This is a genomic window from Pseudoalteromonas sp. AOP31-A2-14, from assembly GCF_052378035.1.
Classification (GTDB): Bacteria; Pseudomonadota; Gammaproteobacteria; order Enterobacterales; family Alteromonadaceae; genus Pseudoalteromonas.
Window position 1 is genome coordinate 759,808 of sequence record NZ_JBQSXI010000001.1, and the last position, 18,457, is coordinate 778,264.

General features: G+C 40.2%; 19 protein-coding genes. 11 read left to right on the forward strand and 8 right to left on the reverse strand.

Translation table 11 applies throughout. From position 1 onward, the window contains the following. Positions 1 to 21: 21 nt before the first annotated feature. From ACT3S9_RS03545 to ACT3S9_RS03555, 3 genes are all read right to left on the reverse strand, one after another. Positions 22 to 1,038 (reverse strand): aspartate carbamoyltransferase, encoded by a 1,017-nt coding sequence (locus ACT3S9_RS03545; protein WP_441835255.1) that lies wholly within the window; start codon positions 1,036 to 1,038, stop codon positions 22 to 24. Between the two features lie 80 nt (positions 1,039 to 1,118). Beyond that, positions 1,119 to 1,553: a CopD family protein gene (locus tag ACT3S9_RS03550; RefSeq protein WP_441835256.1), complete on the reverse strand. Its 435-nt coding sequence runs from the start codon at positions 1,551 to 1,553 to the stop codon at positions 1,119 to 1,121. Positions 1,554 to 1,575: 22 nt separating this feature from the next. Then, complete coding sequence (locus ACT3S9_RS03555; RefSeq protein ID WP_441835257.1) at positions 1,576 to 3,255, reverse strand: chloride channel protein; 1,680 nt, start codon at positions 3,253 to 3,255, stop codon at positions 1,576 to 1,578. Positions 3,256 to 3,821: 566 nt separating this feature from the next. On the opposite strand from ACT3S9_RS03555, the gene erpA reads away from it, so the two are divergent. Then, complete coding sequence (erpA, locus tag ACT3S9_RS03560) at positions 3,822 to 4,160, forward strand: iron-sulfur cluster insertion protein ErpA (RefSeq protein ID WP_441835258.1); 339 nt, start codon at positions 3,822 to 3,824, stop codon at positions 4,158 to 4,160. Positions 4,161 to 4,944: 784 nt separating this feature from the next. Continuing rightward, positions 4,945 to 6,219 carry a group II intron reverse transcriptase/maturase gene (gene ltrA / locus ACT3S9_RS03565; RefSeq protein WP_086960535.1) on the forward strand — a complete coding sequence of 425 codons (1,275 nt, stop codon included), beginning with the start codon at positions 4,945 to 4,947 and terminating at the stop codon, positions 6,217 to 6,219. Between the two features lie 207 nt (positions 6,220 to 6,426). Here the strand turns inward: ltrA and ACT3S9_RS03570 are convergent, their stop codons facing one another. Next, positions 6,427 to 6,603, reverse strand: coding sequence for a hypothetical protein (locus tag ACT3S9_RS03570; protein WP_444750717.1), 177 nt, complete (start codon positions 6,601 to 6,603; stop codon positions 6,427 to 6,429). A 531-nt stretch (positions 6,604 to 7,134) separates the two neighbouring features. On the opposite strand from ACT3S9_RS03570, the gene ACT3S9_RS03575 reads away from it, so the two are divergent. Beyond that, positions 7,135 to 7,374 (forward strand): helix-turn-helix domain-containing protein, encoded by a 240-nt coding sequence (locus ACT3S9_RS03575; protein ID WP_441835259.1) that lies wholly within the window; start codon positions 7,135 to 7,137, stop codon positions 7,372 to 7,374. A gap of 84 nt (positions 7,375 to 7,458) precedes the next feature. Here the strand turns inward: ACT3S9_RS03575 and ACT3S9_RS03580 are convergent, their stop codons facing one another. Genes ACT3S9_RS03580 through ACT3S9_RS03595 form a run of 4 tightly spaced genes read right to left on the reverse strand, consistent with a single transcriptional unit; the run spans position 7,459 to position 11,223 of the window. After that, a complete protein-coding gene (locus ACT3S9_RS03580) occupies positions 7,459 to 8,844 on the reverse strand; it encodes an AmpG family muropeptide MFS transporter (protein ID WP_441835260.1) in 1,386 nt (461 codons plus the stop codon). Positions 8,845 to 8,894: 50 nt separating this feature from the next. Then, a complete protein-coding gene (locus tag ACT3S9_RS03585) occupies positions 8,895 to 9,515 on the reverse strand; it encodes a peptidylprolyl isomerase (protein ID WP_441835261.1) in 621 nt (206 codons plus the stop codon). Between the two features lie 2 nt (positions 9,516 to 9,517). Further along, complete coding sequence (locus ACT3S9_RS03590; RefSeq protein ID WP_441835262.1) at positions 9,518 to 10,084, reverse strand: YajG family lipoprotein; 567 nt, start codon at positions 10,082 to 10,084, stop codon at positions 9,518 to 9,520. Then, positions 10,081 to 11,223 carry a methyltransferase gene (locus ACT3S9_RS03595; RefSeq protein WP_441835271.1) on the reverse strand — a complete coding sequence of 381 codons (1,143 nt, stop codon included), beginning with the start codon at positions 11,221 to 11,223 and terminating at the stop codon, positions 10,081 to 10,083. The genes ACT3S9_RS03590 and ACT3S9_RS03595 overlap by 4 nt, the downstream gene beginning before the upstream one ends. Before the next feature lie 42 nt (positions 11,224 to 11,265). Between ACT3S9_RS03595 and ACT3S9_RS03600 the strand changes: the two genes are divergently transcribed. The 8 genes from ACT3S9_RS03600 (at position 11,266) to nqrE (ending at position 18,447) form a co-directional block, all read left to right on the forward strand. After that, entirely contained in the window at positions 11,266 to 11,856 is a 591-nt protein-coding gene (locus tag ACT3S9_RS03600; protein ID WP_441835263.1) for an alpha-ketoglutarate-dependent dioxygenase AlkB family protein, read from the forward strand. A gap of 47 nt (positions 11,857 to 11,903) precedes the next feature. Next, complete coding sequence (locus ACT3S9_RS03605) at positions 11,904 to 12,215, forward strand: BolA family protein (protein ID WP_441835264.1); 312 nt, start codon at positions 11,904 to 11,906, stop codon at positions 12,213 to 12,215. A 111-nt stretch (positions 12,216 to 12,326) separates the two neighbouring features. Next, positions 12,327 to 13,520 carry an enoyl-ACP reductase FabV gene (gene fabV / locus ACT3S9_RS03610; protein ID WP_441835265.1) on the forward strand — a complete coding sequence of 398 codons (1,194 nt, stop codon included), beginning with the start codon at positions 12,327 to 12,329 and terminating at the stop codon, positions 13,518 to 13,520. Between the two features lie 380 nt (positions 13,521 to 13,900). Further along, positions 13,901 to 15,244: a Na(+)-translocating NADH-quinone reductase subunit A gene (locus tag ACT3S9_RS03615; RefSeq protein WP_441835272.1), complete on the forward strand. Its 1,344-nt coding sequence runs from the start codon at positions 13,901 to 13,903 to the stop codon at positions 15,242 to 15,244. 4 nt (positions 15,245 to 15,248) lie between these two features. Continuing rightward, positions 15,249 to 16,451, forward strand: a complete 1,203-nt coding sequence (locus ACT3S9_RS03620) for an NADH:ubiquinone reductase (Na(+)-transporting) subunit B (RefSeq protein ID WP_441835266.1) — start codon at positions 15,249 to 15,251, stop codon at positions 16,449 to 16,451. Then, positions 16,444 to 17,196: a Na(+)-translocating NADH-quinone reductase subunit C gene (locus ACT3S9_RS03625; protein WP_441835267.1), complete on the forward strand. Its 753-nt coding sequence runs from the start codon at positions 16,444 to 16,446 to the stop codon at positions 17,194 to 17,196. The genes ACT3S9_RS03620 and ACT3S9_RS03625 overlap by 8 nt, the downstream gene beginning before the upstream one ends. Beyond that, entirely contained in the window at positions 17,196 to 17,828 is a 633-nt protein-coding gene (locus ACT3S9_RS03630) for an NADH:ubiquinone reductase (Na(+)-transporting) subunit D (protein WP_441835268.1), read from the forward strand. Before ACT3S9_RS03625 ends, ACT3S9_RS03630 begins: the two co-directional genes overlap by 1 nt. Before the next feature lie 10 nt (positions 17,829 to 17,838). Then, positions 17,839 to 18,447: an NADH:ubiquinone reductase (Na(+)-transporting) subunit E gene (gene nqrE / locus ACT3S9_RS03635; RefSeq protein WP_441835269.1), complete on the forward strand. Its 609-nt coding sequence runs from the start codon at positions 17,839 to 17,841 to the stop codon at positions 18,445 to 18,447. Positions 18,448 to 18,457: the final 10 nt, after the last annotated feature.

Here is an 18,457-nt window from a genome sequence, read left to right on the forward strand (position 1 = left end):
AAAATCGGCATTAGTATCTGTTTAGCTATTTTGTTTACGGCTAAACCATGGCACCGTCATTTCATATTGGTCAACTTTATCTGCAACATCTAAAGTCAGTGCAAAAAGTGCCATGCGAATTAATACGCCATTTTGTACTTGGCGGAAAATAGCTAAATTGTCATTGAGATTTAAATCGTTATCAAGCTCGTTGGCTTCAAGACGACTGTCACGAGGTAAAGGGTGCATTAGTACCGAGTTTGGTTTGCAATGAGCGTTATAGATTGATTGGCTAATTCTAAAGCCGCCACGGTATTTGTTTGCCTCTTCTTGTGAAGGGAATCGTTCTTCTTGAATACGCGTTTGATAAACAATATCGGCCGCAAGATTACCTTCCATCTTATTTACAATTTCAATTTTATGGCCGGCGTTATCAACCGCATCTAAAATAGAGGTCGGCATTTGCAAACCATCAGGCGCGACCATTGAAAATTTAATATCTTTGTAATGGCATAGTAGCTTTGATAATGAGTGGACGGTGCGGCCATATTTTAAATCACCGACTAGCGCGATATGCATGCCATCGATATTTTGCGCAAAACGATTTAGTTCGCGCTCAATGGTTAGTAAATCCAGTAATGCTTGTGTTGGATGCTCATTGGCACCATCTCCACCGTTAATTACAGGGACACTACAGCCAGTTGCAAATTCGGCTACTGAGCCAGAGTCAGGATGACGCATAGCGACTGTATCCGCGTAGGCCGAAATAACTCGAGCAGTGTCGTATAGTGACTCACCTTTAGCCAATGCAGAGCTTTGCATGCCGGTGGTTTCTCGGACTAACCCGCCCAATAAATTAAACGCAGTTCCAAAGCTTACACGGGTTCGGGTACTGGGCTCAAAAAATAAATTTGCTAAGATTGCGCCCTCCAATACATTGGTGCGCTTTTGTTTTTTAGCATAAGGCTCCATTTTTTTGGCAACTGCAAAAATACGTTCAATACAGTCGCGATCGAGCTGATTGACAGAAAGAATATTTTCACCTTGGAAACTTAACATGGGGTTTTCCTATCACATTTAAAAAGGGCGAAGCGCACAATTAATATGGCCTCGCAATCCGCGCTACTATAGCAAATTTTTTACAAGCTAGGTTTAGTGATGGCTAAAAAGACGATGACTAATAGTATAAGCACCGGAAGCTCGTTGAATAGGCGATAAAAACGATGGCTACGCGTGTTTCTATCGTGCTTAAAATCACTTAATAACTTAAAGCAATAAGCATGATAAAGGTAAAGCACAATCACCAGCACTAACTTGTAGTGCAGCCACATGCTGTACTTAAACCATTCGCGGCCATACTCTACAATAGTAAGTATACCAAAAACAGCAGTTAATATGGCAAATGGCGTAACAAAGTATAATAGCCGACGTTCCATTACTTTAAGCATGGAGTTGCACGCTTTTTCTTCACTCATGGCGTGGTAAACAAATAATCGAGGCAGGTAAAAAATCCCTGCAAACCATGCAATCATAAAAAAGACATGTAAGGATTTATAAACTAATAAAGCAGTCATGTGACTCCGTTTCGTTAAATTATTATAAACTGTTTCTTATGGTCAGAATGTGACTGATTTTATCCCAGCGCATAATCCCCATAATTTGTTGATTGTCGAGTAGGTTATAAACATACACGGCGCCACCACGTTTATCTTTTAATAAGTCAAACGCATCCGCAAGGGTGGCTTGGCTACTAACACCTTGCAGTGAGACATATTTTATATTTATGCTTTGATCAGACATTAAGCTCAAATCATACTCCGCCAACTGATAGCCGTTGTCTTCATCATAAACAATCAATGGTGTTTGGCTATTTACTGCATCTAACGTAGATTTTATTTGTTCTTTATCATTTGAGTAAAGTAACTTAAAATTTTCGTCCATTTCAGCAATCACTCCGACCTTTTGTAAGGCCTCAGTTGCGGGAGATATTTGATATTCTAAACCTTGAAAATCAAGCTGCTGTAAAAATATAGAACGATTACCAAACACTTGTAAAGCGGTTACATAAGCCGCTGATATAACTAGCATCGCAGGAACAATAATTTCTGGGCTTGAAGTTAGCTCCATCACAGTGGTGAGAGCCGCAAGAGGCGCATGCAAGGTGGCAGCCAAAAGCCCTGCCATTCCAAGTACACTATAGGTGCCTGCTATATCCACTTCAGGACTAATAAACTGGGCAAAAAATGCCATTAAAGTCCCCATTAAAACGCCAAGCCCAATAACCGGGCCGATAATCCCGCCTGGAATACCTAAGCCAATAGCAAATAAGGTGGCTAGTAATTTGGCGATTAAAATAGTGGTTAACAGTTGCACATTGTTCGGTGTTTCAATGGCAAGGGTAATTGCGCTCATTCCTGAACCCATAGCTTGTGGCACTAAATACGCAATGCCCCCGGCAATTATCCCCGCAATTAATAGGCGCGGGAACATACTTAATGGTTTAAAGGTACGAATGATCAGCATCAAGTTTTGATTAAATGCAAAAGCCACTGCACCGAGTGCCATACCAAATAAAATTAAAAACGGATAGTGCCAGCCACTGAGAGGATTAACAACAATAAGCGCAAGCTCTGAGGCATTACCAAAAACAAATTGAGTGGCTAAAGCACCGGTGACGGCCGCAAGCATAATAGGTACGAAAATATGTACTTTATATTCCCTAAGTACGACTTCCATAACAAAAATAACCGCAGCCAACGGGGTGTTAAATGACGCGGCAATACCCGCTGCAATACCGCAGCCACTTAAGGTACGCATGGCATTATGAGGTAAATGCAGTTTATCAGCGAGTAAGCTAGCACCTGTTGCTCCTATATGTACTGATGGGCCTTCACGGCCAACCGAAAAACCACTAATAAGAGCTAAAGCACCACCAACAAATTGATTTACAGTGTTGTAAATAGGCATGTGGCCGTAGTAGCGTTTAATACGATGAATTACAAACGGAATACCCAAACGGTAGTGTTTAAAACCAGTAAATGCGGCAAATAAAGCAATTAAAAAAGCGGCAATAATAGGCAGCAGCACTCGCTCAAGTGTTGGCAGCGTAGTGAAGTCGTCAGGGGTTTCTAAAAATAAGCCTTGGAAGAACAAGATAGTGAGGCGAAATAAAATAATTAAAAACGCAGCAACCAATCCTGTGCTTACTCCCAGTAAGCACATCTGTACTGATGTTCTAGGCTTTGCTAGTAGACGCCTTAGCGCTTCAAGCCACATGCATTTTTCCTCATCGCACTTTTTCAGACCGCAGTTTAGCAAATGATGCTGGCTAAGTCGTTGGGACTTTGCAAAAAAGTGAGGGTTTTCGCTGGCATAAATTATATGCTACTGAATAGTTAATTGGGCGATTAAAGTTTACCATTTTTTCGTTAGTCTGAGCTGTTTTTCACGCTTGTGTACATTATTTCATTAACCTTTAGAGCCGTGTATCAAAGTTTATTGCGTTATCATGGAAGTTACGTAGCTTATGTTCGCTGCTACTTGATGCTCCTACTGCCCAGTTGTTTATAGGATACAAATTGTCTTAATAATTCATTGCATCGCTATTTGTACTTACTTAGCCGTTAGCACCAAACAGATGATACAAAATGCGGTTTTATAGGGTTCGTTACGGTGGCCTTAACTTTTAAAAAATACAGCTAATAATAAAAAGGCGATTTTTAAAATAAATATAGCTCAAGAAGAAGTGCTTAGCCATTTTTTAAGCATTACTTTGCGCTATACTTGATTAAAACACTCGGGTATTAGATAATCACGGCAATATAGGAATTGAGGGGTTTGGTATGTCAGAAGAATTACCGATTAAATTCAGCGAAGCAGCTGCTGTACGTGTAAAACAATTAATCGACGAAGAAGAGAATCCTGAACTAAAACTGCGTGTTTACGTAACAGGTGGTGGTTGTTCTGGTTTTCAATATGGCTTTACCTTTGATGAAAAAGCCAACCCAGGTGATTTAGAAATCGTTAAAAATGGCGTAATGCTAGTTATTGATCCGATGAGTATCCAATACTTAGTCGATGGCACGGTTGATTACACAGAAGGACTTGAAGGAGCTCGCTTCTTCGTTAATAATCCTAATGCGACAACCACGTGCGGGTGTGGCGCTAGTTTTAGCGTATAGTGATAAAAAAATACAGTGTAAACTAAGCCGCTTTGAAGCGGCTTTTTTGTTTGCCCAGCGAAGCTGGCAAACCCGATAGGCTGAAAGATGCCTTATCACCCTGACTAAGGGGAAGATAATCTGAATGGCAAGGGCGTCACTGGCCAACGGTGGGGTCTGAAGGAAGCCATAAGAAGTTAGAGGTACACAACTAACCGTAACCTGTTTCGGCAGTATTGGTGGGTCAGCGTGCAAAATAGCGCAACGCCCTATACTTAGTCAGACCAATACTGTGCTTGAGGGTGGGATTTCTAACAGGGAGCCAGTGCAGTAACTGGGGAAGCCTGGCATCTAAACTTAATGAGAGTAAGTGGCCTAAATTCAAGGTGAAAGCCAAGATTTAGTGTCGGTGTGAGGTGGCAGATGAACCCGTAGTAGTGAGTAAGGCTAGGCCGATGAAAGCCAGTAATGGTGTGGAGGGGAAAACCAAGCCGACCATCAACATTATGTTTGATGGGGTCAACTTTAGCCAAAAGCTTTAATTGATTGCGAAGGGGGGAAGTATTCTTTAAGCGTATGAAAGACGGGAACTTTTGTTTATCGGCTCACAAGTATTTCGACGGAAATAGCCAAAATATGACGGCCAAACAGGAATGTAGACGCTGAGAATTGAAGGGCGAGCAATGGAGTAATGACTGACCACTTAGGCAGATTGCCAAAAAAGGCTAGCACACCTAATGTCATCATGAAGAATCAGCGATAAGTAGAGTGACACGAGCAGACATACCGCAAGCAAAGGCAGAAAATGACAGTTTACTACAGCTTGTACGGACAATTATTAGACATTAATAACCTGTACAAGGGATTCAAAAAAGTGAAAGCAGCTAAAGGAGCGGCCGGAATAGATAGGCAGACCGTAGGCGCATTCGCCCTGAATTTAGAAGCAAACTTAAAACAACTGCAACTTGAGCTGCAAACCAAGCAATATAGGGCACAACCTGTCAAACGGGTGGAAATACCCAAAGATGATGGCGGTGTCAGAATGCTAGGTATCCCCGCAGTTCGAGACCGAATAGTGCAACAAACACTATTGAACATACTCCAACCGATATTCGACATCGACTTTCACCCATCGAGTTATGGGTATAGGCCGAAACGAAGCTGTCATGACGCTATCAGTAAAGCAAGTGTATTTATCCGTAAATACCATCGCGACTGGGTCGTAGACATGGATTTGTCGAAGTGTTTTGACCTGCTTGATCATGCTTTGATAATTAGGAGTGTTAGACGCAAAGTGACGGACGGTAGTATTTTAAAACTGATTAATCAGTTCTTAAAAAGCGGAGTAATGATAGGTGAACACTGGGAGGCTAGTACGATAGGAAGCCCACAAGGTGGCGTAATTAGCCCGTTATTGGCCAATATCTACCTAGATGCTTTCGATCAAGAAATGAAAAAGCGTAATCACCGAATAGTGAGGTATGCAGATGATATCTTGATTTTGTGCAGCACAGAAAAAGCAGCGCAAGAAGCACTTAAGGCATCCACCCAGATACTAGAGCGAGACTTGAAATTAACCGTGAACCAAAATAAAACCCATATTGCTCATAGCAGCAAAGGAGTGAAGTTTTTGGGAGTAGAGATAGGTAGCCAGTGGACACGGATACAAGCATCAAAACTCATCGGGTTTAAACAAAAAGTGAAGCAATTAACAAAACGTAACGGCGGCATAAATTTAGCAGAAGTAATAAAACGGCTAAATCCAGTTGTGCGCGGTTTTGTAAATTATTTTAGTATAGCCAATTGTAAACGAGAGCTAAAAGCCTTGGCAGGTTGGATCAGACGAAGACTAAGGGCAATACAGCTGAGGTTGTGGAAGAAGCCATCAAGGCTACATCGACGACTAAAGCAGTTAGGAAAAAAGCCACCGTTTAAGTTCATTAAGATGAACTCGTGGCGTAACTCACTAAGCCCTTTATCTTGTGTATCGATGCCAAACCAATGGTTTGAGGAGCTTGGTTTATATCCAATAGAAAAAGTGAATACGGGATGGCTTGCTTTATCGGCGTTTAGGAAATAAGTTGATAAAATGTGAAGGGTACAGGAGCCGTATACGAGGTCCGTACGTACGGTTCTGTGAGAGGGATGAGGCATAAGCCTCACCCTACTCGATGTACCTGTTGGTTTAAAGTATCAACCAGTTATTACCTTGTTTGCTTGTATTACCCATTATTTACTGTAAAAAGTTTTAGTAAGCTACAGGTGCAACGCTTATGTAGTGTGCTAATTATCTAAATTCTGTTATTTGGATCATCAACACAAAAAATCCCAGCACAAATACAGAAAAGCCTAAAATATAAGCAAAACCTTTCTTGCCTTTTTTTATTGGAACATTATTTTGTTTAAGAAAAAAGTACCAACCAACGCAAAGTACAATCGGTAATAAAAACAATAATCTAAACATCTAATCACCTAACTAAAATTAATATACCTTCTATTTAAGCACAGATTTAGGCTAATACACGAAAAATAAATTATCACAAATAGGTTCAATTATATAAATTTTTTGTTACATTAAATTGGAATTAATTTTGGAGTATTTGCTTTAATATTAGTTATTGGGCTAGGTTAGTGTGTCGTTAGAGTCTATACCTAAAAATAGTATGTTGCTTGTAATTAGTTACTTCCCGCAATTGCTAATAGTATACAATGTCTTTAAGAGTGAGGCGGACAAAATTTCACTCTGGTATGTATACCAATTTTATTAAAATATGATCATTGTCGAATATAAACAGCTCATTAACTGCGTTAAAGCTTATTTATATGTGATTACATGGATGTATTAAAGTAGAGCAATACAGGAGCAATTGCACAGAGCAACTATATATCATTATTTTTCCGTGTTATTGAACCACTTCTCTGTCGCAATAATCGATCATTAATTCAATACAATTGGTATGGTTAACTTTAAATCATCTAGTAGGAGATGTTTTTTATGATGGGTAAAACAGTTTCTTCTGAAGAAAATTCAAAATTAACAAAGTGGCTTAAAACTAAACGTCATGAGAAAGGCCATACAATGCGTAGCCTTGCTCAAGTTCTTGGTACACCGCATTCATTTATTGGTAAAGTTGAAAACCAAGAGCGTCGTTTAGATGTGATTGAATTTTTACGCTACTGTGATGCGTTAGAAGTTGACCCATATGAAGGGTTAGGCTTACTAAAAGAAGACTAAATTACTCCCAGTTTATTCAACTTATACCAATGAGGTGCAAGGATGCACTCGTCTATTCAAAGAATCCTACTCTTATTAATATCTTTAACTACTTTGTTGACCATGGTAACTGTTTTCAAGTTGGTAGAGTTTATGTCTTATTATATATAAAAAGGTTAACGACGGTAACACCATTAGTGCGGTTAAAAGAAAAAATAGCGACCAATTACCTGCCAGCCAATCATCAATGACCACGCCACTGTAACTTGATAGTAAGGTTCTGCCTAAATTACCTAAAGATGCCAATAATGCATAGTGGGTAGCACTAAATGCGCGATCACAGAGCATTGATATAAATGCCACCATCGCCACTAAAGACCATGCTTGCGTGAATCCATCAACAACAACTGCAATAGCATATAAATGTTCTTGTGGGCCTGCAAGCGCTATCCATGAAAACATTAAATTAGAGACAGCCATAGCCACACCACTAATAAATAAGCCTTTAACAATACCGTATTTATGATTAAAAATACTGCCTAAAAAAGCAAATATAATAGTAATAAGGCCAGTACCTAATTTAGAATAGTTAGCTATCTGGGTGTTTGAAAAGCCTACTTCTTTATAGAATACAATAGACATTCTCGCTAAAAAAGCTTCGCCAATTTTAAATAAAAAGATAAATGCTAATAACGCGAGGGCTGTTTTAACGCCATTACGAGCAAAGAAGGTTCTAAATGGGTCGATAACGGTGACGGCAAGCCAAGCAAATACTTTACTTAAATGGGAATTATTGGAGCTGGGTAATTTTTGCTGATATTGGCGCTCCAGTTCGGCGTGTACTGCTTCGCGATTTGACTCTGGTTCTTTAGCCCAAAATACGCTGCTCATTAATAGCAGCATTAAACCGGCTAAAATATAATAAACTTGTGGCCAATCAATGCCTGGCATATCAGCCATATAAAATGGGATAGCACCTAATAATGCATAGCCGCTCCACCAGCCCGATGTTGCCATTGCTGCTGCTGCTGTGGCTTTGTGGCTTTCGCTTTCCGCGAGGGTATCAATCCTAAAAGCATCAATGGCAATGTCTTGGGTGGCAGAAGCGATAGCAATTAATAAACAAAGCGCGGCTGCGATACCTAAGTCGGCGGTAATATCTAAACCCGCAAGTAATATTACGCCAAGTAAAATAAAACACTGGCAAAGAAGTATCCAGCTGCGGCGTTGACCAAGCCAATTGTATAAAAAAGGCAGCTTGATACGGTCAACTAATGGCGACCACAAAAAGTTGATGCTGTAAGCGCCAAAGACAATACCAAATAAGCCAATCATGCCACGGCTCATCCCTTCATCTTGTAACCATGCCGACATCACTGAGCCGATTAAAACCCAAGGGAAACCGCTGCTCATACCAAAAATAAACACGTTGATCAGACGCTTATCTTTGAAGTAGCTAAAGTATTCAGAAAGTGAGATTGATTTATTCATGCGGCCTTCATGGCAGTCAATAAGCGCAGCCAAGCTGCGCATACATTAGGTTATAACGGAGTTGGGTCTAATATTTTAATATTTAAAATAACAACAGGCTTTTTGGGTACAAAATCGTAACCTATTTTATCGTTAAAGCCGGTTTCAACTTTCATTATTTTGTCTAAAGTTTCATAGCCTTCCATGACATTACCGAATACAGCAAAACCCCAATCACGACCAGGGTTTAGATGGTCGTTGTTATCCATGTTAAAAAAGAATTGCCGAGTGCCTGAATGCGGTTCGCGATCTTGGTAGGCCATCGCAATACTGTACATATCGTTTTTAAGGCCATTCCCACTTTCGTTAAAAATAGGGTCGCCTTCATACACACCATCGTATTTTTTATCATAACCGCCGCCTTGAATCACAAAGTCGCGGTCATTTTCTACGTCACGTTCAATACGGTGGAATACCGTGCCTTGGTAACTACCATCAGCAACGTAAGTTAAAAAGTTATTGACGGTAATGGGCGCACGAGAACGGTCGAGTTCAACAGTAATATTACCAAGCGTGGTAACAATCTCAACGCGTGGGAAAATATTGTCTTTTTGCACAAAATGGCCTTCCTGTGCAGCTTGCGCGTTATACGCAAAAAGTAACAAAAAACTAACCATAAAAAAGCGTTTCATATTTAACCTTCTAAAAATTCGAGTAATTCTGAATCTGTTACCATGCGGGTAATTAGTTGTTCAGTCAACTTATTGAGCTGGCCTTCAATTTTTGCTCGGTCATGACTGAGTGGCCCTTCTAGGTTTGCACTACCACGATATACTTTACTGAAATTGCTCGAGTTATTTATCACTCGTAGACCGAATTCAATCGTTGCTCGGCTAGTGTGGCTCATCATTTTTTCTGTAACCACGGCTTGCAGTGCATGAATATCAACTTCAAAACGCGTCGTTGCAAGGTTTGAAATTCTTGCTCCATTTCGGCTTAGGGCAGTGTCTAAAGTGCTTTTTATTGACGCTGTTAGCCCTTGGCTAGCAAGAGTTTTAGTTTTGTCTGAGTCAATTATTTTTAATGTCGCGGTTTCACCACGTAAATCAATCACGCTGGTGCTGAGGCTTTGTTTAATGTTGCTTAACTGGCCGCCTTTATATACAGGGTTCAAAATAACCTGATTAGGTTGATTGCTACATGCTGAAATAGTCGCAAAGGCAGAGCATGCAAGTATAAACTTTAGCAGCTGGATTTTCATAGCGTTCCATTATTTTTAGTTGAGCTTAAAACTACAAATTTCTTATTCGAACCTAACAGTGTGCAATTACCAAACATGCGTTTAAGCTTGTCATGATAATCTAAGTGGCGATTACCAATAATGCGTAATTCACCACCATTTTTTAATGTATCTTTTGCTTGTTTAAACATTTGCCATGCAATATGGTCAGTAACAGCTTGTGCTTGGTGAAAGGGTGGGTTGCACAGCACGATATCAACACTTTCACGGTCAAAATTACTGAGGCAGTCATTTTCAATAAACTCACAGCTTTCAAACCGCTCAGGTAAATTATTTTCTATTGTTAGCCGTGCAGATTCAACGGCCATGTACGACTCATCTACAAATGTTAGTTCGGCGCTTGGGCAGCGGCTAAGTGTCATTAAGCCCACCACACCATTACCACAACCTAAATCAATAATTTTTTTTGATTTACTGGTTTGCGGTAAATAATTAAAAAAGAACCGTGCGCCTATATCTAAAGAATCACGAGAAAACACATTGGCATGATTGCTAATGTTAAACTCGGTTTTTTCAAGCTCCCAGGTAACTGGAAATTCAGACGCTTTATAATCATACTGAGCATGACTTATGATCAAGCGTGATTTTTTAACCGCTAAACTAGTTTTAGTTTCGCCAATAAAGTGTTCAAACGCTTTGATGGTCGAATTATGTATATCTTTTGTTTTCCCTGCTGCAATAACAGGGGTGCCTTTAGTCAGTATGTCGCTTAACTCCGATAGCTGGTACTGCAAAAAACCAACGTTACGTGGAACTTTAATTAATACTAAATCTATGTCTGATGGTAACGCCGATAAACTATCAAGTTGACTAAATTTCGCGGTGCTTAATTTGTTTTCAGCTAAATTATAGGCTGCGGCTTGATGGCTAATATACGAGTCGTTTACTGAACAAACCGTTAACTTATTAAATGCACAAGCAAGTGCGCCAAAACTGTCGTTTAAAATTAATAAAGAACGACAATCAGGGTGATGTTCTGCTACATAATTGATAAGGTATTCATCACCAGAATCCCACGCCTGTAAACTGCGATTTTTTTGATCCAATGGAAAGCGTTCAAGAGTATAAGTATTTTCGCCGAGCTGTACTTGAGTGGTCATCATGGTTTTGTGATCAGTAAACAAAAGTAGGTAAATTCTAACATGCAACGGCAAAACGCCAACCCTAATTACTTACCAAATGGCTTTTCTTATCAAGCAAAAGCAATAAGTGCGCAAAAAAGCCTCGATTTATTCTATTTTTTACGAGATAACCTTAATTGGCAGCAGCCTAACATTACGCTTTTTGGTAAAACCCAATCCATTCCTCGTTTGGAATGTTTTATCGCTGATAAGCTAGTTAGTTATGGTTATTCGGGAACGACGCCAAATGTTGAACCTTGGCCTGAAGTACTGGATGCCATGCGCAAGCGCTTAATTTTTCAGTATAAAGTCCCTTTTAATGCCCTATTGGTTAACTTATACCGTGATGGTAATGACTCGATGGGATGGCATAGCGACAATGAAAAAGAGTTGGGGGTAGAGCCAACAATCGCATCTGTTTCGCTTGGGGCAGAGCGACCTTTTAAAATAAAGCATAAAATTAGTAATGCTATTTATACTATTAATTTACAAAGTGGCAGTTGTTTGATGATGAATGGCACCAGCCAACAAGATTATATGCATGCTTTACCTAAGCAGAAACGCCTAACTCATCCGCGAATAAATCTTACATTTCGGTATGTAATTTTATAAGCAAATTGATATAGTAACGCTACAATTATGTATAATGAGCTTAAATTATGTCAATGCAACAACAAATACAAAGCAAATTAGCGCAATCGATTGCCTGTAAACATCTTAATGTCATAAATGAAAGCCACATGCACAGCCGCGGCAGCGATTCACACTTTAAGGTGATTGTGGTGAGCGAACAGTTTAGCGGTAAACGTTTATTACAGCGCCATCGTGAGGTAAACGAAGCGCTAAAAGATGAGCTAGCTAAGCATATACATGCACTAGCGATTCACACATTTACCCCTGAAGAATTTGATGAGCAAGATAATGAAGTGGCAGACTCACCGGCTTGTTTAGGTGGCTCAAAGGTCGATTAATGAAGACGGTGTGATCAGTATTTGCATTCTTATTTACTGATCAGACCTGTATTTTTGCTATTAGCCTTTAAACTAGCGCTAATTTTTAATGTGATAGATATAGGATGATCAATGGTCATTAAGCCTAAAATTCGTGGATTTATCTGTACTAACGCCCACCCAGTTGGCTGTGCAGAGCATGTACAAGAACAAATTAATTACGTAAAACAACAAGGGGCATTAAAAAGTGCGCCTAAAAATGTTTTAGTTATTGGTGCATCAACAGGTTATGGCCTAGCATCACGCATTACAGCTGCATTTGGTGGTGATGCTAAAACTTTAGGTATTTTCTTTGAAAAAGAAGGCACCGAACGTAAAACAGGTTCAGCAGGTTGGTATAACACTGCAGCTTTTCAAAATGCAGCTGATGAAGCAGGGCTTTGGTCTAAAAATATTAATGGTGATGCGTTTTCGAACGAAATTAAGCAAAAAGCAATTGATACCATTAAAGCTGACCTAGGTAAAATCGATTGTGTTATTTATAGCTTAGCCTCGCCGCGTCGTACTGATCCAAATACCGGTGAGACATATACATCAACACTTAAGCCAATTGGTAGTGCAGTCACCACTAAAAATCTAAACACCTCAAAACGTGAAATCGATGAAGTTACCGTAGAAGCGGCGAGCCAAGATGATATAGACAACACCATTAAAGTAATGGGTGGCGAAGATTGGGAAATGTGGATTAACGCACTTAAAGAAGCTGATGTATTGGCTGATAACTTTAAAACCAGTGCGTACACTTATATTGGTAAAGAGTTAACATGGCCAATTTACGGTCACGCCACTATCGGTAAAGCTAAAGAGGATTTAGACCGTGCAACAGTTGCTATTAAAGAATCGACGAAAGCATTAAACGGCGAAGCGTATGTTTCTTCGTTAAATGCAGTAGTAACACAAGCAAGCTCGGCTATTCCAATTATGCCTTTGTATATTTCTGCATTATTTAAAGTAATGAAAGCAGATGGCACCTACGAAGGTACTATTGAGCAAATTCATGCTTTGTTTTCTGAAAACTTATACGGTGACTCGCCACGCTTTGATGACGGTGGTCACTTATTCCAAAACTACAAAGAGTTAGAAGATGACGTGCAAGCGCGTATTCAAACTGTTTGGGATTCAGTTACTACAGAGTCAATTGATGAATTAACCGATTATGTTGGTTACCATAATGAGTTTTTACGATTATTTGGTTTTGGCATTGATAGTGTTGATTACGAGCAAGAAGTTGACCCAATAGCGCCAATTACGAATATGATCGATTAATTTATTTTGTTTATTTGAAAAAGTCGCTGAGGCGACTTTTTTATTATCTTAATTTAGAGGTTAACCCTACAAAATAAACAGGATTCGTTTAATTCCCACTTCCTCGCCAGCAATACCACTTTGGTCTATATTGAATTTTATTCAGAGTGATAGATTGTAAAAAATAATCCTATCTACCGTATAATTTTTATATTTACACTCGCATAGTGACCCTGATTGATGTTAAAATTCGCGCAATATATATGAGGAGTTTACTGCGTTGCTGGTTTTATGGTTAAACGAGCGGGTCTATGCGAGTGTGCATTTGGCTTGATTAACCGAAATGCGACGTGGTTGGTATGATTTTTCAGTTTCTTTCCGTTAATGTAGTGCAAGTGCGTATGATCAATATAAAAAAAGGTCTGGATTTACCCTTAGAGGGCGCACCTCAGCAAGTTATTCATGATGGTTCTACCGTCAAACGTGTAGCTGTGCTAGGTGAAGAGTTTATTGGTATGCGTCCAACCATGCATGTTCGTGTGGATGACCAAGTGAAAAAAGGCCAGGTACTTTTTGAAGATAAAAAGAACCCAGGCGTCCTATTTACTGCACCAGCTTCTGGCACAGTAAAAGAAATTAATCGTGGTGCAAAACGTGTGCTGCAATCTGTTGTTATTGAAATAAATGGCAGTGAGCAAATCACCTTTGACTCTTTCTCGGCTGATGAGCTTTCGAGCTTAGACCGCGAAAAAGCTAAAGAAGTACTAATCCAGTCAGGTCAGTGGACGGCGCTTCGTGCCCGGCCATTTAGCAAAATTGCGGCAGTGGATGCAAATCCGAGTTCAATTTTTGTGACCGCTATCGACACTAACCCGTTAGCTGCAGATCCTGCGGTTATCATTGCTGAAAATGCAGCTGCATTTGAAGCGGGTTTAGCCGTTGTATCGCGTTTGACTGATGGTAAAGTATTTGTTTGTAAACAAGCAGGCAGCCAAGTGCCAAGTTCATCAATTGCTCAAGTAGAAGTACATGATTTTGATGGCAAACACCCAGCTGGCCTTGTTGGCACACATATTCATCATTTAGACGCTGTTTCAGCGAGCAAACAAGTTTGGCATATTGGTTACCAAGACGTTATAGCGTATGGTCAATTATTCCTAACTGGCGAGATCTTTACTGATCGCGTAATTGCTTTAGGCGGCCCTCGTGTTAAAAATCCTCGTTTAGTTAAAACTCAACTAGGTGCAGCGATGGATGATTTAGTTGCTGGAGAGTTAGAAGACGGTGATAACCGTGTTATTTCTGGTTCTGTTTTATCGGGTGCTATTTCTGCAGGTCCTCAAGCGTTCTTAGGTCGCTACCATGTTCAAGTATCAGTATTACTTGAAGGGCGTGAAAAAGAATTGTTTGGTTGGATCAGACCTGGAAGCGACAAGTTCTCTGTAACTAGAACCTTCTTGTCTCATCTAATGCCAAACCGTCGTTTTGATATGACAACTTCTACTGGTGGTTCAAAACGTGCCATGGTGCCAATTGGCAGCTATGAGCGTGTTATGCCGCTAGATATCTTGCCAACACTTTTATTACGCGACTTAATTGCCCGTGATTTAGATGGTGCGATTGCACTGGGTGCGCTTGAGCTTGATGAAGAAGATTTAGCGTTATGTACCTTCGTTTGTCCGGGCAAGTACGAGTATGGTTCCATCCTACGCGATTGCTTAACAACGATCGAGAAGGAAGGCTAGAGAGATGGGTTTAAAGAAATTTCTAGAAGATATCGAGCCGCATTTTGAAGCTGGTGGTAAACATGAAAAATTTTATGCGCTGTATGAAGCAGCGGCAACTATTTTTTATACCCCAGGCTATGTAAATAAAGGCGCGACACACGTTCGTGATAACATCGACCTAAAACGCATGATGATTTTAGTGTGGATGGCGACGTTCCCAGCCATGTTTTTTGGTATGTTCAATATTGGTCATCAGGCTGCTGGAGCAATTGCACAAGGTTTTGAACTTGCAAACTCTTGGCAGGTTGGTTTGTTCCAACTATTTGGTGGTGAGTTAACCGCTGAGTCAGGTTGGGGCGCAAAAATGTTTTACGGGGCATGCTTCTTCCTCCCTATCTATGCAGTAACATTCGCTGTAGGTGGTTTTTGGGAAGTAATATTTGCCTCAGTGCGTAAACATGAAGTAAACGAAGGTTTCTTTGTAACTTCGGTATTATTCGCACTTATCCTTCCTGCAACGATTCCTTTATGGCAAGTTGCGTTAGGTATTACATTTGGTGTGGTAATCGCTAAAGAAATATTTGGTGGTACTGGCCGTAACTTCCTAAACCCTGCATTAGCGGGTCGTGCGTTTTTATTCTTCGCATACCCTGCACAAATTTCAGGTGACACAGTATGGACCGCAGTAGATTCGTTCTCTGGCGCGACTATGCTTGGTCAAGCGTTTGTAGGGTCACTTGATTACAGCAATATGGCTCTTTGGTGGGATGCGTTTTATGGCTTCATCCAAGGTTCAATGGGCGAAACATCAACACTTGCAATATTGTTCGGTGGTTTGTTCCTTGTTTATGTGCGTATAGCTTCGTGGCGTATCGTACTAGGTGTATTCCTAGGTATGGTTGCAACGGCATTTTTATTAAATGCGATTGGCTCAGACACTAACCCTGTATTTGCTATGCCTTGGCACTGGCATCTAGTGTTAGGTGGTTTTGCGTTTGGTATGTTCTTTATGGCGACTGATCCAGTTTCAGCCTCATTTAGTAATAAAGCAAAGTTTGCTTATGGCGCATTGATTGGTGTTATGGTAGTGATGATCCGCGTAGTTAACCCTGCTTTCCCTGAAGGTATGATGCTAGCGATTTTATTTGCTAACTTATTTGCACCATTATTTGATCACTTTGTAGTGCAAGCTAATATTAAGCGGAGGTTGGCACGTAATGTCTAGTAATAACGAATCAATCGGCAAGACGCTAGGAGTTGTTGTTGCACTATGTTTAGTGTGTGCAGTTATCGTATCGTTTGCTTCAGTTCAGCTTCGCCCTTTACAGCAAGCTAATAAAACACAAGATATTCAAAAAAATATCTTAGCGGCAGCAGGTGTTAATCAAGTTACTGATGTAGCTGAAACCTTTAACGCTAAAATTGAAGCCCGTGTTGTAGATATGAAAACCGGCGAGTTTGTTGAGGATGTTGATCCTAACTCATTCGACTTCGAGAAAAGTAAATTTGATCAAGAGATCAGCTTTGCATTGAAAGAAGAGGGTATTAAAGACATAGCTGGTATTCAGCGTATGACTGAAAATTCACCTGTGTACTTATCTAAAAAAGAAGATGGTTCAACTGATGCGATCATTTTACCCATCCAAGGTTATGGCCTTTGGGGTATTATGTATGGTTTCTTAGCGCTTGAAAGCGATGGCGAAACACTTAGAGATATCAACTTTTATAAGCATAGCGAAACACCCGGTCTTGGTGGCGAAATTCAAAACCCACAATGGACTGCAAAATGGAAAGGTAAAGAATTACCTATCGATGTTGTTAAAAGTGGTGCGAATAATGAGCATAAAATTGATGGCTTATCAGGTGCCACACTAACGTCAAACGGTGTTGATAATACAGTTGATTTTTGGACTGGTGAGCACGGCTTTGGTCCTTTCCTTGAGAAAGTACGTAAAGGAGCGTTGAAATAATGGCTGATACTAAAGAAATGAAGTCGGTCCTATTTGGCCCGGTATTCGCAAATAACCCAATCGCACTACAAGTACTTGGTATTTGTTCAGCGCTTGCGGTTACTTCAAGTTTAAAAAATGCCTTAATCATGTCAATCGCATTGACGCTGGTAACTGGTTTTTCGAGCTTGTTTATCTCATCTATTCGTAATCATATTCCTTCATCTGTACGTATTATCGTGCAAATGACTATCATTGCATCATTGGTAATTGTGGTAGACCAAGTACTACAAGCATTCTCTTATGCTACGGCAAAAGAGCTTTCGGTATTTGTTGGTCTAATCATTACTAACTGTATCGTAATGGGCCGTGCTGAAGCATATGCAATGAAGTCACCACCAATTATGTCATTTCTTGATGGTATTGGTAATGGTTTAGGCTACTCAGTCGTGCTATTAACAGTGGGCTTTATTCGTGAATTATTTGGTAAAGGTTCGCTATTCGGTGTTGATATTATCCCATTAGTACAAAATGGTGGTTGGTATCAGCCTATGGGTCTATTGATTTTACCACCGAGTGCATTCTTCATCATTGGTTTATTCATATGGGTACTTCGTACTTATAAGAAAGACCAAGTAGAAGCGAAAGCGTAAGGGGCGAACAGTGGAACATTATATTAGTTTATTTGTAAAAGCGGTTTTTATTGAAAACTTAGCTTTAGCCTTCTTCTTAGGTATGTGTACTTTCCTTGCAGTATCAAAGAAAGTAACAACGTCTATCGGCCTAGGTGTGGCAGTTATCGTGGTGCTGGGTATTTCAGTACCGGTTAATAACTTGGTTTATCATGCGGTTCTTGCACCTGGTGCTCTCGATTGGCTTGGTTACCCTGAAGCGGATCTTAGCTTCTTACGTTTCTTAACTTTCATTGGTGTTATTGCAGCACTGGTGCAAATTCTTGAAATGGTATTAGATAAGTTCTTCCCTTCACTTTATAACGCGTTAGGTATCTTTTTACCGTTGATCACAGTTAACTGTGCAATCTTTGGTGCAGTATCTTTCATGGTTGAACGTAACTATAACTTCAGCGAGTCTGTGGTCTATGGTATCGGTTCTGGTGTAGGTTGGGCGCTGGCAATTACATTACTTGCTGGTATCCGTGAGAAAATGAAATATTCAGACGTGCCAGATGGCTTACGTGGTTTAGGTATTACCTTTATCACTGTGGGTCTGATGGGGCTTGGCTTTATGTCATTCTCTGGTATTTCACTGTAAGGTAGCGAGG

Excerpts from the sequence above, each read along its gene's own strand:
- ACT3S9_RS03545 (WP_441835255.1), bottom strand. The coding sequence starts at position 1,038 with ATGTTAAGTTTCCAAGGTGAAAATATTCTTTCTGTCAATCAGCTCGAT.
- ACT3S9_RS03550 (WP_441835256.1), bottom strand. The coding sequence starts at position 1,553 with ATGACTGCTTTATTAGTTTATAAATCCTTACATGTCTTTTTTATGATT.
- ACT3S9_RS03555 (WP_441835257.1), bottom strand. The coding sequence starts at position 3,255 with ATGTGGCTTGAAGCGCTAAGGCGTCTACTAGCAAAGCCTAGAACATCA.
- erpA (WP_441835258.1), top strand. The coding sequence starts at position 3,822 with ATGTCAGAAGAATTACCGATTAAATTCAGCGAAGCAGCTGCTGTACGT.
- ltrA (WP_086960535.1), top strand. The coding sequence starts at position 4,945 with ATGACAGTTTACTACAGCTTGTACGGACAATTATTAGACATTAATAAC.
- ACT3S9_RS03570 (WP_444750717.1), bottom strand. The coding sequence starts at position 6,603 with ATGTTTAGATTATTGTTTTTATTACCGATTGTACTTTGCGTTGGTTGG.
- ACT3S9_RS03575 (WP_441835259.1), top strand. The coding sequence starts at position 7,135 with ATGATGGGTAAAACAGTTTCTTCTGAAGAAAATTCAAAATTAACAAAG.
- ACT3S9_RS03580 (WP_441835260.1), bottom strand. The coding sequence starts at position 8,844 with ATGAATAAATCAATCTCACTTTCTGAATACTTTAGCTACTTCAAAGAT.
- ACT3S9_RS03585 (WP_441835261.1), bottom strand. The coding sequence starts at position 9,515 with ATGAAACGCTTTTTTATGGTTAGTTTTTTGTTACTTTTTGCGTATAAC.
- ACT3S9_RS03590 (WP_441835262.1), bottom strand. The coding sequence starts at position 10,084 with ATGAAAATCCAGCTGCTAAAGTTTATACTTGCATGCTCTGCCTTTGCG.
- ACT3S9_RS03595 (WP_441835271.1), bottom strand. The coding sequence starts at position 11,223 with ATGACCACTCAAGTACAGCTCGGCGAAAATACTTATACTCTTGAACGC.
- ACT3S9_RS03600 (WP_441835263.1), top strand. The coding sequence starts at position 11,266 with ATGCAACGGCAAAACGCCAACCCTAATTACTTACCAAATGGCTTTTCT.
- ACT3S9_RS03605 (WP_441835264.1), top strand. The coding sequence starts at position 11,904 with ATGTCAATGCAACAACAAATACAAAGCAAATTAGCGCAATCGATTGCC.
- fabV (WP_441835265.1), top strand. The coding sequence starts at position 12,327 with ATGGTCATTAAGCCTAAAATTCGTGGATTTATCTGTACTAACGCCCAC.
- ACT3S9_RS03615 (WP_441835272.1), top strand. The coding sequence starts at position 13,901 with ATGATCAATATAAAAAAAGGTCTGGATTTACCCTTAGAGGGCGCACCT.
- ACT3S9_RS03620 (WP_441835266.1), top strand. The coding sequence starts at position 15,249 with ATGGGTTTAAAGAAATTTCTAGAAGATATCGAGCCGCATTTTGAAGCT.
- ACT3S9_RS03625 (WP_441835267.1), top strand. The coding sequence starts at position 16,444 with ATGTCTAGTAATAACGAATCAATCGGCAAGACGCTAGGAGTTGTTGTT.
- ACT3S9_RS03630 (WP_441835268.1), top strand. The coding sequence starts at position 17,196 with ATGGCTGATACTAAAGAAATGAAGTCGGTCCTATTTGGCCCGGTATTC.